Origin of the sequence: Companilactobacillus pabuli, from assembly GCF_014058425.1 — a bacterium.
Classification (GTDB): Bacteria; Bacillota; Bacilli; order Lactobacillales; family Lactobacillaceae; genus Companilactobacillus; species Companilactobacillus pabuli.
On the sequence record NZ_CP049366.1, the window covers coordinates 442,695 to 459,562 of the forward strand.

Here is a 16,868-nt window from a genome sequence, read left to right on the forward strand (position 1 = left end):
GAGGAATCGACATGAAAGAAGTTGAATCCATGAGTCGTGCTGAATGGCAGGTAATGAGGATCATTTGGACTTTGGGTCAAGCCACTAGTAAGCAAGTAATTGATTTTTTGGAGAAGAAAACTGACTGGAAAGCTGCCACAATCAAAACTTTGATTGGTCGTCTTCAAAAGAAGAATTTTTTACAAGCCGATGAAACTAAACGTCCTTATGTTTATCAGCCATTGATTTCAGAGGATGAGGCTATTCACGATAGCGTTAACGACTTGTTCGATAATCTTTGTTGTATGAGAAAAGGATATGCTATCAAAGATTTGATCAATAATTCAGAAATATCTAAAAGTGATATTGCAACAATTATTGAAACTCTCACTGAGAAGGAGAAGACAGCTCCAGAAGTTGTCGAATGTGATTGTTTGGAGAGTGATTTGAATGAATAACGAAGAAATGCACGATATGAAAAATATGGATATGGATCATTCAACTATGGACATGTCGGGAAATCATATGATGATGCACGGTGGTCATATGATGAATATGGGGGACTTGAGACAGAAATTTTGGATCTCACTTGTTTTAGCAATACCAGTATTTATCCTCTCACCATTTATGGGATTGAAATTGCCATTTCAAGTTCAATTTCCAGGATCTGACTGGATAGTTTTAGTACTAGCAACAATTCTATTCTTCTACGGCGGCAAACCATTTATCAGTGGTGCTAAAGGAGAATTAATGTCCAAACAACCAGCAATGATGACATTGATCACTATGGGTATCAGTGTTGCCTATATTTATAGTCTGTATGCTTTTGTTGAGAATAATTTATTACATTCTTCAACGCACATCATGGACTTCTTCTGGGAATTGGCATCCTTGATCGTCATCATGTTGTTAGGTCATTGGATCGAAATGAAGTCGACTATGAGTGCCGGCAATGCTTTACAAAAAATTGCATCATTAGTACCAAGTAAGGTACATATGGTTCATGATGATCAAACGATGGATCATGATATTTCAATGGTCAAAGCTGGCAATATTATTGAGGTACGTGCCGGTGAATCAGTACCACTTGATGGACATATTATTAGTGGTTCAAGTTATATCAATGAGTCTTTAATCACAGGTGAATCAAAAGCAATTAAAAAAGAAATTGGTAGTAAAGTAGTTGGAGGATCGATCAACGGTGAGGGTACGATTCGTGTAAAAGTTGATAAATCTTCCGGTGAAGGCTACTTGTCACAGATTAGTAAACTAGTCTCTGATGCACAAAATAATCGTTCTAAGACGCAAATGTTGGCTGATAGAGTATCTAGTTGGCTCTTCTATGCTGCTTTAACGGTTGGAATCATCGCTTTTGTTTATTGGCTAATTTTTGGTGATATGAATACTGCTTTGAATAGATTAGTGGCTGTTTTAGTTATCGCTTGTCCACATGCTTTAGGTCTGGCAATTCCTTTGGTTATGTCACGTAGTACTTCGATTGCTGCTACAAATGGTTTAATCATTCGTGACAATCAAGCAATGGAAAACAGTCGTAAAATCGATTATGTAGCAATGGATAAAACTGGTACTTTGACTGAGGGTAAATTTACCGTTAACGGTTTGCAAAGTTTAGATAAATCAATCGATAGTAAGAACTTATTATCCATTATTGCCGGTATCGAAGGTGGTTCTAGTCATCCAATCGCAAGCAGCATCGTCAGCTATGCGAAGGATAAAGAGGTTCAACCAGCTGCTATCGACAATATCCAAGCCTTAAAGGGTTACGGAATGAGTGCTAGTTTTGATAACCGTCAATATTATTTAGTTAATATGAAATATTTGAATGAGCATGAAATTTCACTTGATAAGAAATTAGTTCAAACTTATTTGGATAAGGGTAATACAATCAGTTATTTGGTAGCTGATAAAAAAGTACTTGGTTTCGTTGCTTTAGGTGATCGAATCAAGAAAAATACCATTGAATTTATTAAAGAATTAAAAGCTAGAAATATTACGCCAATCATGTTAACAGGTGATAATAAAGAAGCTGCTGCCATTATGGCTAAACAAATGGGAATCGATGAATTCCGAGCTGAATTATTGCCAGAAGATAAACATCAAGTTATCAAGCAATTGGAACTTAGTGGTCATCATGTCATGATGGTTGGTGATGGGATCAATGATGCTCCTAGTTTAGCTTCAGCTACCATTGGTGTTGCCATTGGAGCTGGAACGGATGTTGCTATCGATTCAGCGGATGTAGTTTTGTATAATAGTGATCCTAGTGACATCATTAAATTCTTGAAATTGTCACACAATACTTATAAGAAAACTGTTGAGAACCTCTGGTGGGGTGCTGGTTACAATATCATAGCTATTCCATTAGCTGCCGGTATTTTAGCAGGAGTTGGTTTTGTTTTAAGTCCTGCTGTTGGTGCGGTGGTAATGTCATTGTCAACAGTTGTCGTAGCATTGAATGCTTTGACATTAAAAATGTAAATAAACGTCCAAATCTTTACAATTAATAGAAAAGAGCCAACTCAATTTGATGAGTTGGCTCTTTATTTTTGAATTGGTCTGATTCGTAAAGCTAGTCTACAAGCATAGTTACAGTATTTTGTATATAGTCATGGCATTTTTATGAAGAATGTTTAATAATCAAATAATAGAATATTTTTTATATAATATTAAGCTGTGAATAACTTAACTATTGAAAAATTTGGTCGAACAATATACACTAAGGGCGACATAGGGGTGGTGACGAAAATGGCAACTATTTCAGTATACATAGACGGACGTGACGAACGGATGATCAAAAATTACGCTAAATCTAAGAATATGAGCGTTTCGGCCTTTCTTCGTTCTGCTGCAGTCGAAAAAATCGAAGATGAGATTGATAATGAGCTTTGTGAAAAAGCTGAACGAGAATTTAAGGATAATCCTCAAGATGTTTCCTTGGATGACTTAGAAAAAGAGATGAGCAGCTATTGTTGAGTCCGAGAAATAATGATAAAGAATAAATGCGTGTAAGTTTATAAGCTTACGCGCATTTATTTGTAATAAGGTAAATCTAAAAAAGTAATGATGGTTTCAGTACCTTGATTTTCTTGTGATTTAATTTGAATAGTGTGACCTAGTTTATCAATCATTTTTTTAACTAAATACAATCCCATACCAGTAGATTTACTGCCACTTTTACGACCATTAGTACCAGTAAAACCTTTATTGAAAACGCGACTGATATCTTGATTTTTGATACCGATTCCGTTGTCTTGGAGATGTAACTCAATATTGTTATCGTGAGTAGTCGTGAAGATCTCGATTTTTCCACCAGATTCAGTATATTTTAAACTGTTGGAAAGTATCTGATTGATAATAAAGCTCAGCCATTTTTCGTCAGTTAAGACTTTTTTATCAGTAATGTCGAAATGAATGCCGATTCTTTTACTGATAAAGAGCCGTTTATTCGTTCTGATACAAGCTTTGACGATGTCATTTAAGTCTTGCTCTTGAATCAAATAATCGTTGGAAAAGTTATTTAAACGGGCAAAGTACAACGCTTGGTCGACTAAATAATCAATTTGATCCAATTCTTCGGCAATTAAATCACGGTCTAAATTATTATCCTGGGATAGTTTTAAAGCTGCTAAAGGAACTTTGATATCGTGAACCCAAGACTCAGTATATTCTCGTTGATCTTTTTGGTTCTGATATAATTCTGTTAACTCATTACGATACTGGAGAGAAATATTATTGATTTTATCCTGGATGAATTGTTGTTCATTGTTTCTAGCTCCAAATAATTCTTTTGAGAGATCATCTTGATAATTTGATAATTGTTCGTACCAATTTTTTTTATGTAAATAAGAAAGTGATAAATTAACAATTAAAAAAATTACCGCCAAAATCCAAGTATAAATTAGAGTTCCCATATGAAAATGGACTCTAGGATCTAAAAACAAGACTAATTCAACAAAAGTCATTCCCACTAGGACAATTAGAATTGAATAAATATGATCACGTAAATATTTGAGAAATGTCATTCTTCAACCTCACTAAGGGATAATGTATCCTTGTCCCACTTTAGTAACGATATAATTCTTTAAACCAAATTTTTCGATTTTTCCACGTAGACGATTGATGTTGACAGTCAAAGTGTTGTCATCAACAAATCTTTCATCATCCCACATGAAATTAAGCAATTGCTCACGGGTAACGATTTTTCCTTGATCTTTTAATAAACGTTGCAATAATTTGTATTCGTTTTTTGAAAGGTCAATTTTTTCGTCTCCAATTTCAACAGTTCCGCTTGATAAATTGAGTTTTAAACCATTGTGTTCAATTGTATCGCTGGAATTCTTTGAGAAATCATAAGTCCGACGTAATAAAGCATTGATTTTAGCAACTAGGATATCGACTGAGAAAGGTTTCTCAACGAAATCATCGGCTCCCATATTCATAGCCATAATTTGGTCCATGTTAGAATTACGCGAAGAAATGATAATAATAGGTAATTTAGAGATTTTACGGATCTCTTGATTCCAATAGTAACCGTCATAGACTGGCAAATTGATATCTAGTAGCACTAAATCGGGTTGATATTCTTTGAATTGTTCGATAATATTGTCGAAATCTTTTGTAATGTAGGAATCCATTTGCCATTTTGCCAGATTTTCACTGATCAGCTTGGCGATGGAGAAATCATCCTCAATAATCATAATTTTAACCATTTAAAAAAATCCTCCGTGCTAGAATAAAGACACTATATAGTATGATAACAATAAATAATTAATTTTGGAGAGTTTACTGTGCAAATTGCTGTAAAGAATATTTCAAAAGATTTTGGAAAGAAGAAAAATGCTGTTCACGCTATTAAAGATATCAGCTTGGAAGTTGATCATGGTGAATTGTTAGGAATTATGGGACCTTCCGGAGCTGGAAAAACGACTTTGTTAAATATGATTTCTACCAATGAGCGTCCTGATCACGGGCAAATTATCATTGATGGTTTGGATTTAACGCAATTACACGATCGTGATTTGGCAAAGTATCGTCGCAATAAAATGGGTTTTATTTATCAAAGTTTTGAGTTGCTCGATTCGTTGAACGTCAAGGAAAATGTTATTTTACCGCTAGCTTTGAGCCGTGCTAATAAAAAAGTCATTGAGGAAAGATTTCAATATATGATGAATTTATTAAATATTGAGAAGTTAGCCCAACGTGAAATTGACGAATTATCACTTGGTCAACGTCAAATGGTGGCAGCGGCCAGAGCTTTGATCAATAAACCAGAAATTCTGTTTGCGGATGAGCCAACTGGTAGTTTGGATTCCAAATCAGCGACTATTTTGCTGAACTACATGCAATTAATCAACCAAAAGGAAAAAACTACGATTTTGATGGCAACGCATGATGCTTTTACAGCCAGTTACTGCACCCGAGTAGTCTTTATCAAAGATGGAGTGGTCTTTTCAGAAGTGGTCAATCCTGGGGATCGAGATAAATTCTTCGAACAAATAATTAATATGCAACGGACAATTGGTGGAGGGAATTATTTCAATGTATCGCAAAATTATTAAGCGTAGTCTTTCAAATATGCGTGACAGCTATTTGATTTATATTTTAGCATGCAGTTTTGCTATTGGCGTTTTTGGAATACTGTTGTCAATGGGAGGCAATCCCTCAGTTCACGAAGCTATGCATTGGTGGGATACGTTTATTTATGAACTTTCGAGTTTCATGAGTGGGTTATTTGCCTTCTTTGCTTTTATTTATATGATTTATGTCGGTGGCTTTTTTATTCAACGGCAAAAAAACGAGTTTTTAACATTTGAAAAATTAGGAATGCAGCGTTGGGTCATTGTGACGATAAGTTTCTTTCAAACAGCTATCGTACAAATTGTCGCTTGGGCGATAGGTTTGTTGTTAATGGTAATTTTTCAAAAGTTCATGGGGATGTTGCTGTTTTATTTAATGCAGCTCCGAGTTAATTTCACTACTAATTTTGATGGTTATACGATACTGACGTTATTTAAGAGTTTTTTCTTCTCTACTTTGATTTTGAGTACAGTTAATGCAATCAAGACTATTCGGATTTTACAAAAAAAACAGCGCAAAGTCAGTGTTAAAACGCGTTGGTGGTTACGAATACCGGCAGGGGTTTTTGGAATAATCCTTCTATTTAGTGCGCAAGTTTGTACTTGGGCTTTGTTTACTGATATTCGGATGATTACTTATTCTTCTAAGCCAATCAATGAAATACTTTTTATTATGTTGGCTGATATTTTGGGGACGTATTTAGTTTATTATGGCTTTTTACCAACTGTTTTGAATTTATTACAAAAAATCCATGCAATTTCTTATTCAGGGTTGAATCTATTTTCATTTAAGTATTTAAAAGAACGGCTTTTTCAAAATATCTCCATCTTATGGTTTGTGACCGAATTGTCAGCTTTGGCATTGGCATTATTGACTTTTTGTTACTTTGGATATCAAGCTGTTCATGAAAGTTATAATAGTTCCTATCCATTTGAATTAGCTGCTAATAAAGATACGGTTCAATTTATCAAGAAGGAACTTAAACAGACTGATGCGAAAGTAAAGGGAAGTTATAAGACCAATGTCAAAATAAACTTGACCTCTTATTACAGCAAAAATAATTCTACTTATACGAAGCAACCGATGACCTTTATGTCTTATTCTTCGTACAAATCGTTACCTAAACGAATGCGTAAGGGTAATAGTAAAATTAATGCCAATGAATTTATGAAAATTGATACTCCCACAGGAATTATGTATCACGATCAAGAAGCAGAATATAACATTGACGTTAAAGGGGCACCAATGATTGCTAAAGCCAAGGCTGGTCGTGCTTTTCCATACGGTGGGTCAATGCACTTTGGTCCAATGATGATCGTACCAGACAAGTATTATCAAAAAATGCCGGCCGAAGTCAGCGATACTTTCTATGGTTGGGATTTCAAAAAGGGAGATCGTTTGCAGAAATCTCAAATTGAGCGTCTGAAGCATTATCGGGATGCTTATTATATGAAAGTAGATTTCAAGTCATCATTGAAAGATTCTACAGTAGAAGTCATCAAAAAAGCCCCCAAGCAATATGATGCCTCTGTATATACACAGGTAGGATATTTGCGTGAGGGCAATGTCAAAAAGCGCTTTAAACAAGGCGGCGGTTTTTACCTATATATTGTAGCTTTGTTCAGTGTAGCTTTATTGATAGCTTTAGGCAGTGTTTTGACTTTGAGAATTTTATTGCGAGATGATTACCAATCCAGACAATTGCGGACGTTGCAAAAAATTGGTGTTGAAGAAAAAGAAATTAAACGGATTATTTTACGAGAGAATACTTGGACATTCTTGATTCCAATTGTTTTTGCTTTGATACAGTCATATACAGCCATAGCAATGTTTGATAGTGGACGACACATTTCCAAAAATATTATCTTGATTTTCGGCGGTTATATCGTCTTGTACGGATTATTCGGTTTCATCAGTTATCAAGTTTCTTGGCGTAGTATTAAGCAGAAGTTCCGTCTGTAACTACATAGGCTTTAGAGAAGAATCCAAAATCTTCTTCGTTAGAGCCTTGGATTTGGTTTTGAATTTCCTTTTGAAGCAACATTTGCCAAACTTTGATTTGAGAAGTCGTTTCGAAAGTTTTAATAATTAAGTATTCTCTTGGACTTTCTCTTTTTTGCAAGACGGCGGTTGATGTAGAATTAAAGGAGTATGAGTGGATACTGAATAATTTTTCTTCGAATAACTTAGCTTGATCAGGATTTAATTTTAAATATGTCAAGGAATAAAGGTTATTCAAAGGTTCGTAAACCCCACTGATACCACGATATTGTGCAAATGTTGATAAATTTTTTATCAAAAGATGGTCTGCATTGGCATGAAATAAGGGTTTTAATAAAGTATCGGATGGTGACATCTGACTCTTCAAAAAGAGATATGTGCCTAGCTTTAAAGTTATGTTCATAGTTATTGAAATCCTTTCAATTATAAAATTTTTGGAGGTTTTCTATGTTAGTTACAGTTTTAGGTTTTTATGGTGGTTATCCTTACAAGGGAATCGGGACATCTGGTTACCTACTAAGAAATGGCGATAAGAGCTACTTGATCGATTGCGGTAGTGGTGTTTTGAACTCACTAGCAAGTTATATGAAACCAACTGATCTAGATGGTGTCATCTTATCACATTATCACCACGATCATACAGCAGATGTTGGCGTTTTGCAGTACGAATGGCTTGCAGCTAAAAAGGAAAATCTACTACCTATTTATGGTCATACTCAAGATTTTGTCAACTTTGCGCAATTGTCAGTCGATAATGCTACTAAAGGAATTGCTTATAACGATTATGAACCAACTCAAATTGATGATTTGAAGTTTGAATTCATGAGAACCGTTCATCCAGTTCCAGCATATGCAATGCGTATTACTGATAAAAATGGCAAGGTGATTGTTTATACCGCTGATACGACTTATTTTGATGGTTTAGTTGATTTTGCAAAAGATGCTGATTTATTGATTGCAGATACCAACTTCCCAGAAGATGTTACTGGTCGCAAAGCTCATCTTAATACAAAAGAGGCAGGAACGTTAGCTAAAGAAAGTAATGTTAAGCGATTGATGATCAGTCACTTACCACAAACGGTCGATGCTGACACTATGTTAAAGCAATCACAAAAATATGCTGAAGATGTTCCAGTTATTCATGCATTCCAAGGATTGGAAGTTGAAGTATAAGGCTTAGGGATAGGCTTTAGATTTTCAATGAAAGCAGTATTAATTATAACTAATAGAATAAATAAACTAATATCTATATAATTTGTGAAAGGATTATATAGATGGCTATTTGTCGGGTACATGTTTTCACAAACAAATAATTTAAGAACAAATATTCGCAACTTTTTCGTGAAAACCTATAGATTTTATTATACGTTTAAGTTACAATATTAATGTGTTTAAAGAGTTTGATACTACACAGGAAAGGAGAGATTATATATGGTTACCATTTATACATCTCCAAGTTGCACCTCATGTCGTAAAGCCAAGGCTTGGCTCGAACAACATGATATTCCTTACAAAGAAAGAAACATTTACTCAGAACCTTTAAATAAGCAAGAAATCAAACAAGTACTTCAAATGACTGAAAACGGGACAGAAGAAATTATTTCTACTCGTTCAAAGGCATTCCAAAACCTTAAGGTAAATTTGGATGATTTAACAATTGATCAATTGTTGGATCTAGTTCAAACAAATCCAGGTCTCTTGAAGCGTCCTATCATCATGGATGACAAACGTCTTCAAGTTGGTTTCAATGAAGATGAAATCAGAAGATTCTTGCCTAGAAGTGTCAGAACTATGGAACTTCAAAAGGCTCAACTTATGGCTGGCTTATAAAAAATTACCAGATCACTTTCCATTTTTGGAAGGTGGTCTTTTTTTTACTCTCTCTTTGCGGCTACGCCGCTTAGAGAGAGTTATGGGAACGCGTAGCGTTGGTATTCCGATGTACGCCGCTTAGAGAGAGTTATGGGAATGCGAAGCGTTGGTATTCCGAAGAATTACGGCATGTGAATAAAATATCAAATTTGGTAAAATATTTTTATATAATTCAAATTATAACTACCTGTTTAATCATATATAATTTCCCTAATTAATTAGGAGAAACGAATATGATGGTAAATATTGATTGGAAATGTATAGGAAAAAAACAATTTAAATTTTTATTCTTAGTAAATATCATTATTTTCCTAAGAATTTTGTTTGCTCATACGATAGTCGTCAAGGCAGAAACCAATGATAATATTCAAACACTGTTAAATGAAAATACTGGACTATTAAAAAATAAGCAATCTTCAAGTATTGTTCCTTTAACGTTGATCAAGGTTACTAGTGGTAATTTTGGAACTTGTGATTGGGATATTGACGATAATGGTCAGTTGACGATACATGCGGGAACTTTAGCGACTGGTCAAGGTAATTGGATAAATTCGGTTGATCTTATTAAAAGTATTTATGTTGAGCCCGGTGTTATTGCTGCAACTGATTCAAATAATTTATTTGCTAACTTAGTTTATGTCCAAACGATTGATATTAATAATTTAGATGTCAGCAATGTAAAAAGCTTTAATTCCATGTTCTCTTTTCAAGATAAAGGTGCTCTTATGCCAGACACTTCGAATCTTACTGAAATAATTGGATTGAATAATTGGCATACAAACAGCGCAATTGATATGAGTAATATGTTTGGTAATGCTTATAAATTAACTACGATTGATGTTTCTAGTTTTGATACGTCTAATGTAACTAATTTATCGCAGATGTTTTCTATGCCACCGTCTAGTGGAGTAACTAATTCACTTCAGACAATTAAAGGGTTGGAAAACTTTGATACTTCTAACGTTTTATCAATGAATAAGATGTTTAATAATGATCTTAAAGTGTCGGCCTTAGATGTCTTCAATTTTGATACTTCTAAGGTTACGTCCATGAGTAGTATGTTTAATGGAGTTGGTGTTACAGAATTAGATGTTTCTAATTTTGATACCTCTAACGTGACTGATATGTCGAATATGTTCAGCAGTATTAGTAAATTGACTCAGCTTGATGTTTCTAGTTTTGACACTGAATCTTTACTTAAAATGGATAGTATGTTTTTTAATTGTAGTACAAATATAGTAGGACTAAAAAATATGGATATTAGTAAAGTTACTTCATTGAATGGTGTTTTTAATGCCTCTGGGTTAGTTAATGGAGACGAATTGGTTAATTGGGATACTTCTAATGTAACGACAACTGCTAATATGTTCAATAATTGCCGTTCTCTAGTACGTTTAGATATATCCAAATGGAAAAAGGACAATATTACTGATATTGGAAGCATGTTTAAAGATTGTCGAGTTATTACTCAAATCGATGGTTTGTCTGACTGGGATACAGGCAATGTTACTAATATGAATTCGACGTTTTATTACACACAGATGGATTCTATCCCAGGAATCAGTAACTGGGATACAAAAAGTGTAACTGATATGGCCAGTTTATTTTGGGGATGTTCAAAATTAAAAACATTAGATTTGTCTAAATGGGATACTTCTAAGGTCACAAATATGAGTAGTATGTTTGCTTACGATTTTGCCTTAGACGAAGATGGTTTAAAAGGATTGCAGAATTTTAATACTAGTAATGTAACTAATATGTCATATATGTTTTCCAATAACGTTGGTTTTAAGACTTTGGATTTAAGTAGTTTTGATACTTCAAAGGTAACCAATATGAATTCAATGTTTTCCGTAAATAATAATCTTATTAAAATTATAGGTAATTTTGATACCTCTAAAGTAGGAAATATGGGATCAATGTTTAGTAACACAGATAATTTAGATTTAAGTGATTTGAATATTGCTAATTGGAATACGTCTAAAGTGACAAATATGAATTTGTTGTTTGCAAACAGTAAGATGCAGAATTTAGATTTCGTTAAAAATTGGGATACAAGCGCTGTAACCGACTTTGGTAATACTTTTAATAATAGTGAAGTTGCTAAGCTGGACTTGTCTAAATGGGATACTAGAAAAGCTAGCAGTATAAATTACTTTCTTAATGGAACTAGTCAACTTTGGAGTATAACTTTGGGCCCTAATAGTGTTATTAAAGGGAATAATTCTTTTGCTGACCATCAGCAAGGATCAGTAATTATTGATGATGACTATCCTGGTTACACGGCAATAAGTCCCAAATGGCAAGAAGTCAGTGCTGATACTGGAGGTACAGAACACGAACCGTTAGGTGATTTGTATGACTCCGAGGAAATATTAAAGGATTATTCAGTTCAGGGACAACCAGTGAAAACTTTTGTTTGGCAACAACAAGAATATCGTCAAATGTCATTAAATGTACCTGATATTGATTTTGGAACTATTGGTGGTATTGAAGGAGTTTATCAACGTAAGAATAATGATCCAGTTACGATAACAAAGTATTCTTATCCAACTACTGATGTTAATTACAAGCTGTTAGTTTCAATGGCTCGACCTTTACAGACTGAAGATGGTAACAATATTTTACCGGGAACACTAATTTTTCGCGATGATAAAGGAAATGACACTTCACTCGAAAACAGCGTGGCAATTTATACAGGAGCAATTGGTAATGAGACTAAAAATTTAACTTGGGATAAAAAGCGCGGCATAATGTTAAGATTAAACGATAAAAATATAGTTAATGGAAGTTATTCCACAACTTTGAATTGGGAATTGGCCGATAGCCTCTAAAAAAATGCATTTTCTTTGACGTTATCTACGACATTTAGTATATTATTCGAATGACTTTAAATATCGATATATGATAGTTGAAATAGTTTTTCAGACTGTTAAAATGTAGATACAGAATTGAGGTGACTATGATGGAAATGGATCGACTTAATGAGAACACGATCAGAGTCATTCTTAGTACAGAGGATTTGCAAGAACGAGGCGTAACAGTTTTAGACTTGTTGGGTAACAAGAAACAAATTGAGACGTTCTTTTATAGTATTTTGGATGAGGTTGATAAGAATCATGTCTTCACGAATAATGAGCCTGTTACTTTCCAAATAATGCCAAACAAAGAAGGTTTGGAATTATTGATTAGTAAGAGCGATGATTCTGAAGGTTCAGGTTCATTGCCATTAAATGGGCTACAAAATTCAGTCGGCGCAAGTGAAAACAATAATTTGGATAAGGTTGGAACGGAAGAATATGACAGCGATACAGCGCCATATTTGAACGATCCTGATACACCTACTAAGACGGTTATTGTTGAATTCAAAGACTTTGAAGATTATGTCCAATTGGCTAATTTGTTACACCTGGAGAGTGGAATTTCTAATTTGTTCGAGTACAACGACAAGTACTACTTACAATTGATTCTCTTTACTGATGAAATGCACGAAATGACTTATAGCGATGTTTTGGCATTGCTTAGTGAGTACAGTTTCAAGACGAAAGTTACAGCAGCAGTCTTGTCAGAATATGGTCAAGAGATCATGTCCAAGACTGCACTTGAATTGACGAGATATTATTTTGGTAATTAAGTAGATCAACCTTAGGGTTGATTTTTTTTTGCGTAATTTTGTTCGAGGTGATTAAAATGTATGCTGCTTTGAACGAATTGGGAATTTTGATTTACGCGCAAAACGCAAAAGAAAAGGATAAGTACTTTTGTTGTCGTTGTGAAAAACCAGTTAAGTTGATTGCCACGAAAGCTAGAAAATATTTTCGACATTTGAATAAAACTAATAATGATATCAATGAGCGAAATATTCATTCTGTTGGTAAAAAAATAATATTAGATTTGTTAAAAAATCATTCTAATGTTGAAGAAGAATTTTTCTTACCGGAAATTCAACAACGACCGGATATTTTTTTAGTTGATCAGAAAATAGCGATTGAATATCAATGTGCGCTTTTAAAAATTAATTTATTAGAAGAACGAATTTTAGGTTATCGCCGTTTAGGAATCAAAAGTATTTGGATATTAGGCGGTGATTATTTAGATGATCGAGTTCATAAAAAGCATCTTAAATTCATCAATTTTAGCGATAAATTAGGCTATTACATCATTATGCTAGACTCTATAAAACAAGCTTTTACAGTTTTTCATCACATTAAATTCATCGGACCCTTTAATCAAATCTTTTTCCAACGCCAAATTTTTCAAGATGCAAAATTGAATGATATTTTGGAATTTGAACCACTAGATTATCACTTAAATCCAGTTTTGATGAATCAACACTTTATTCACCGTCTGCGACAAAAAAATGATAGAAATTCCCAACAAGTGAAAATGGATTTTTTTCAACGCCACCAAATAACGGTTGAGGATTATTTAAATAATCGTTACTTTGTTCCCGTTGCCCCAATTTACTTTTATCCAGCTTGGCAAATGGCCTGTGGACAAAGGAAGAAATTGTTACGACAGCCTTTATTAGAATTTAAGACAAAGAAAAAGCCTCCTGATTAGGAAGCTTAGATAGAATTTTCGATAGTCCAATTTAATTTGGTTGAGTATTGTCCTGGTTCAATTTGGTTGCTATTTACTTTTAATAAAAGACCATCTTTTTTATTCCAAATTACTGAAGTCAAAGGCATATCACCATCGGCTTCTTCAACTAAAACTTTATTGTTAATAGATTGAATAGAATTATTTATTTTATAAAATAAATTAGCACCGAGGATATCTCTTTTATTATCTTGTAATGGATAAGCTTGTTTTACAAAGAGATATTTATTGCCGGTTTTTCTTTGACTTCCTTCAACGGAAACCACTGCGTGAGGAGCATTCGTAGCTGCTGTGCGATACTTGATAGCACCCTTTTGAAATTGAGCGATAGGATCGAATTGAATACTATGTGGATTGAGTGTAATTTGATTAGGCGTTAAATTAATTTGTAATTTATTACTCTCACTTTGAAAATCACTACTATCGTCAGTAGTTCCAGAGAAATAAGGTGTAGAGTTTATAGTCTGCTCAGCATTGATTGTAGGTGTAGTCAAATCGATTTCGACATTTTTGGTATCACTAATTTTTAAATCTTTTAAATTTATTATAAGTTCTTTTTGATTATTAAAGTTATTATTTACGATTTGATAATCGTCTGTTGCTAATGGTTGCTTATTTATCGTTATGCCATCAATGTTGAAATTATTTTTATCATCCAATGGGAAAAGTGGGATTGAGAGTGATGAATTAGGGAAATTTTTGTAGCCAGAATTGTAAATTTTGGAATTAATTACTAATTTATCGTTTGAACTGACTTTGTTTATGACTGAGTCAGTATTTTCTGCTGGATGAAAAGTAGTGTCTTCGATAGAACTTTTGATGTTGATATTTGGATCAGTAGGCGGCAAGACATTTAACACGGCACTGTTAGTTCTAATGGTATTTTTTTTGACAGAAATTTGAGCGTAGAATTCATCACCATTTTCGGTTTTAGTAGTTGGTGATGTCACATAAGTCATTGGATCAGTTTGCGTTTGCAACTGTGTTACTTGACCATTCGTAGAGCGTTTGTACCAAGTGATTTTTATATCTTTGTCATCATCTCGCTGACTATCAGTATCAGTTTGAATATGAAAAGTAGCGGGCTGATTGGCATGAACTGTTTGATTATCTAATCCTCCGCCAATTTTGATAATTTGAGGTTTACTAGTTATGATACTTCCATCGTTATTTTTGATTGAACCGGTGATTTTAACGATTCCTGATTTGCCGTCAGAATTAGCCACAATATGTCCATTTTCATCAATAGTGGCAAGATCAGGTTTGTCTAAACTCCAGCTAATATCACCAGTAGCATCTTCGGGATCCGGATTTGCTGTGGCATATGCATCTTTGGGAACGATTCCGTTATTGGAAGAATCTTTAACGTTATATAGATAATTTTTATCGATACTGATATTTAAAAAATCGGCATCAATTGATTTTTTTAAAACGTGAACTGTAATAACGTCAGAATAGAATTTATCTTTAGTAAATAGTCCTTCGTAATAAGTATAAAGCTGAATATAATAGGTTCCCGTTTGTTGTGGTGTATAAATCAAAGAATTCCTTGTTTCATTAGGTATTTGACTGAATTTTCCATCGTCATTGGAGATAAACCATCGGTGATAGACAGTTTCAAAAGGATTAAGGCCGAAACTCAAAGTGGAACGTACAGTGTGAGTAGTTATTTTGATAGGATCGCCGACCGTTGTGTAGTAACTAGTCGTAGGTTGCTTATCGAAACCACCAGTAGCCCAAACGCCAAATCCTCCAGTTGGATTAGGGGTAGGGGTGTGGTATTGAACGCTGGCAATTGAATTGTCCGCTAAGATAGCTTCGGGATGTACAATAAAAAAGAGGCATAATGCTAAGACTAATGGCAAAATGAATTTCAATAGCAATAATATTGTTTTCATAAAATGTCCTCCTTAGTGTTTGGTCTAAACCAATTCCAAGTATAACGGACAAATTATTTTTTAGAAAGAGAAATAGTCAATTTGTCAAATTATTTGTTTATAAAATTGCATAAAAATATATAAAAATCAATAATTTGTTATAAATTTAGAAATAAAAAAGCCCTGCACTTTGTTAGTGTAGGGTTAATCCTTGTCATATTGTTTAGCTATCTTCTGAATTTATCCAGACTAATGACGGTATCATTGCGAGCAAAATCTTGAGTATGAGGAAGTTCGCGTTCCAACATAGCATTGATATTATTACTGATACTTTCTTGAGAAGTTGAATCCCCGAAATTATCGATCATAACACCAGGTTTTTCTTCATCTTCACAGTCGAATACAATTGCCGTTGGTGCCTTTACAACATTCATTTCCATTGATAATTGTTGATCACGTTTCAAACCTTGGGTTACACAAGTACTTTCCTTGTCAGCCATGATTGCTTTGTAATCAAGCCCACTATTATTAATTGCACGTTTGATAGTGTTATCATCAAAGGGATTGTTTAAAATATTTACTTGTTCTTGAAGATTCATTAAAAAGTTACGAGCTTTTTTATTACCTTGACAAGAAGCAGCTTTGTAAAGTTTCGCTGCCTCAACAACTTGTTGTGAAGCAATGTTACGTTCTTTAATATCGGTAATTTTGCAGCCCTGTAATTGCATATAATCATTAATTGTTGCCATATTATAGTTCGTTACGAAATGATATTGTGTGTCTATGTCATGCTTTCTAGTGAAATCAATAATTGCTTGTTCCACTTTCAAACAATACGAACATAAGGGATTAATATATAAGAATACTTCCCACATTGTGATTCCCTCCATCTCTCTATTGCATAGTCATTCTACCAACAATCTTTCAAAAGGTAAAATT

At 33.9% G+C, this 16,868-nt stretch carries 15 protein-coding genes; 10 read left to right on the forward strand and 5 right to left on the reverse strand.

From position 1 onward, the window contains the following. Positions 1 to 11: 11 nt before the first annotated feature. The 3 genes from G6534_RS02080 (at position 12) to relB (ending at position 2,973) form a co-directional block, all read left to right on the forward strand. A complete protein-coding gene (locus G6534_RS02080; RefSeq protein ID WP_059074078.1) occupies positions 12 to 437 on the forward strand; it encodes a CopY/TcrY family copper transport repressor in 426 nt (141 codons plus the stop codon). Then, entirely contained in the window at positions 430 to 2,478 is a 2,049-nt protein-coding gene (locus G6534_RS02085; RefSeq protein WP_059074077.1) for a heavy metal translocating P-type ATPase, read from the forward strand. Before G6534_RS02080 ends, G6534_RS02085 begins: the two co-directional genes overlap by 8 nt. Positions 2,479 to 2,745: 267 nt before the next feature. After that, positions 2,746 to 2,973, forward strand: a complete 228-nt coding sequence (gene relB / locus G6534_RS02090; protein ID WP_059074076.1) for a type II toxin-antitoxin system RelB family antitoxin — start codon at positions 2,746 to 2,748, stop codon at positions 2,971 to 2,973. Positions 2,974 to 3,029: 56 nt separating this feature from the next. Here the strand turns inward: relB and G6534_RS02095 are convergent, their stop codons facing one another. Together G6534_RS02095 and G6534_RS02100 are read right to left on the reverse strand one after the other, a co-directional pair. Further along, positions 3,030 to 4,022: a sensor histidine kinase gene (locus G6534_RS02095; protein ID WP_059074075.1), complete on the reverse strand. Its 993-nt coding sequence runs from the start codon at positions 4,020 to 4,022 to the stop codon at positions 3,030 to 3,032. A 12-nt stretch (positions 4,023 to 4,034) separates the two neighbouring features. Further along, complete coding sequence (locus tag G6534_RS02100; protein WP_182083098.1) at positions 4,035 to 4,709, reverse strand: response regulator transcription factor; 675 nt, start codon at positions 4,707 to 4,709, stop codon at positions 4,035 to 4,037. A 78-nt stretch (positions 4,710 to 4,787) separates the two neighbouring features. Here G6534_RS02100 and G6534_RS02105 point away from each other — a divergent pair, with 78 nt between their 5' ends. Further along, a complete protein-coding gene (locus G6534_RS02105; protein WP_059074074.1) occupies positions 4,788 to 5,558 on the forward strand; it encodes an ABC transporter ATP-binding protein in 771 nt (256 codons plus the stop codon). After that, positions 5,539 to 7,539, forward strand: a complete 2,001-nt coding sequence (locus tag G6534_RS02110) for an FtsX-like permease family protein (RefSeq protein ID WP_059074073.1) — start codon at positions 5,539 to 5,541, stop codon at positions 7,537 to 7,539. The genes G6534_RS02105 and G6534_RS02110 overlap by 20 nt, the downstream gene beginning before the upstream one ends. Here G6534_RS02110 and G6534_RS02115 read toward each other — a convergent pair. Next, positions 7,517 to 7,981, reverse strand: a complete 465-nt coding sequence (locus tag G6534_RS02115) for a hypothetical protein (RefSeq protein ID WP_152999966.1) — start codon at positions 7,979 to 7,981, stop codon at positions 7,517 to 7,519. The genes G6534_RS02110 and G6534_RS02115 overlap by 23 nt on opposite strands. Positions 7,982 to 8,025: 44 nt before the next feature. Between G6534_RS02115 and G6534_RS02120 the strand changes: the two genes are divergently transcribed. The 5 genes from G6534_RS02120 to G6534_RS02140 all read left to right on the forward strand — a co-directional run bounded on the left by G6534_RS02120 (position 8,026) and on the right by G6534_RS02140 (position 14,013). Continuing rightward, the gene (locus G6534_RS02120; RefSeq protein ID WP_059074071.1) at positions 8,026 to 8,751 is read left to right on the forward strand and encodes an MBL fold metallo-hydrolase; all 726 of its coding nucleotides are present in this window, start codon (positions 8,026 to 8,028) and stop codon (positions 8,749 to 8,751) included. Between the two features lie 258 nt (positions 8,752 to 9,009). Continuing rightward, positions 9,010 to 9,408: a transcriptional regulator SpxA gene (spxA, locus tag G6534_RS02125; protein ID WP_010020587.1), complete on the forward strand. Its 399-nt coding sequence runs from the start codon at positions 9,010 to 9,012 to the stop codon at positions 9,406 to 9,408. Positions 9,409 to 9,683: 275 nt separating this feature from the next. After that, entirely contained in the window at positions 9,684 to 12,284 is a 2,601-nt protein-coding gene (locus tag G6534_RS02130; protein ID WP_182083099.1) for a BspA family leucine-rich repeat surface protein, read from the forward strand. 131 nt (positions 12,285 to 12,415) lie between these two features. Next, a complete protein-coding gene (locus G6534_RS02135) occupies positions 12,416 to 13,084 on the forward strand; it encodes an adaptor protein MecA (protein WP_010020585.1) in 669 nt (222 codons plus the stop codon). Positions 13,085 to 13,140: 56 nt separating this feature from the next. Further along, positions 13,141 to 14,013: a competence protein CoiA gene (locus tag G6534_RS02140; RefSeq protein ID WP_182083100.1), complete on the forward strand. Its 873-nt coding sequence runs from the start codon at positions 13,141 to 13,143 to the stop codon at positions 14,011 to 14,013. A 5-nt stretch (positions 14,014 to 14,018) separates the two neighbouring features. Here G6534_RS02140 and G6534_RS02145 read toward each other — a convergent pair whose 3' ends face one another. Together G6534_RS02145 and G6534_RS02150 are read right to left on the reverse strand one after the other, a co-directional pair. Continuing rightward, positions 14,019 to 15,950, reverse strand: coding sequence for a hypothetical protein (locus G6534_RS02145; protein ID WP_182083101.1), 1,932 nt, complete (start codon positions 15,948 to 15,950; stop codon positions 14,019 to 14,021). 206 nt (positions 15,951 to 16,156) lie between these two features. Next, positions 16,157 to 16,804 (reverse strand): DsbA family protein, encoded by a 648-nt coding sequence (locus tag G6534_RS02150; RefSeq protein WP_059074064.1) that lies wholly within the window; start codon positions 16,802 to 16,804, stop codon positions 16,157 to 16,159. Positions 16,805 to 16,868 lie beyond the last annotated feature (64 nt).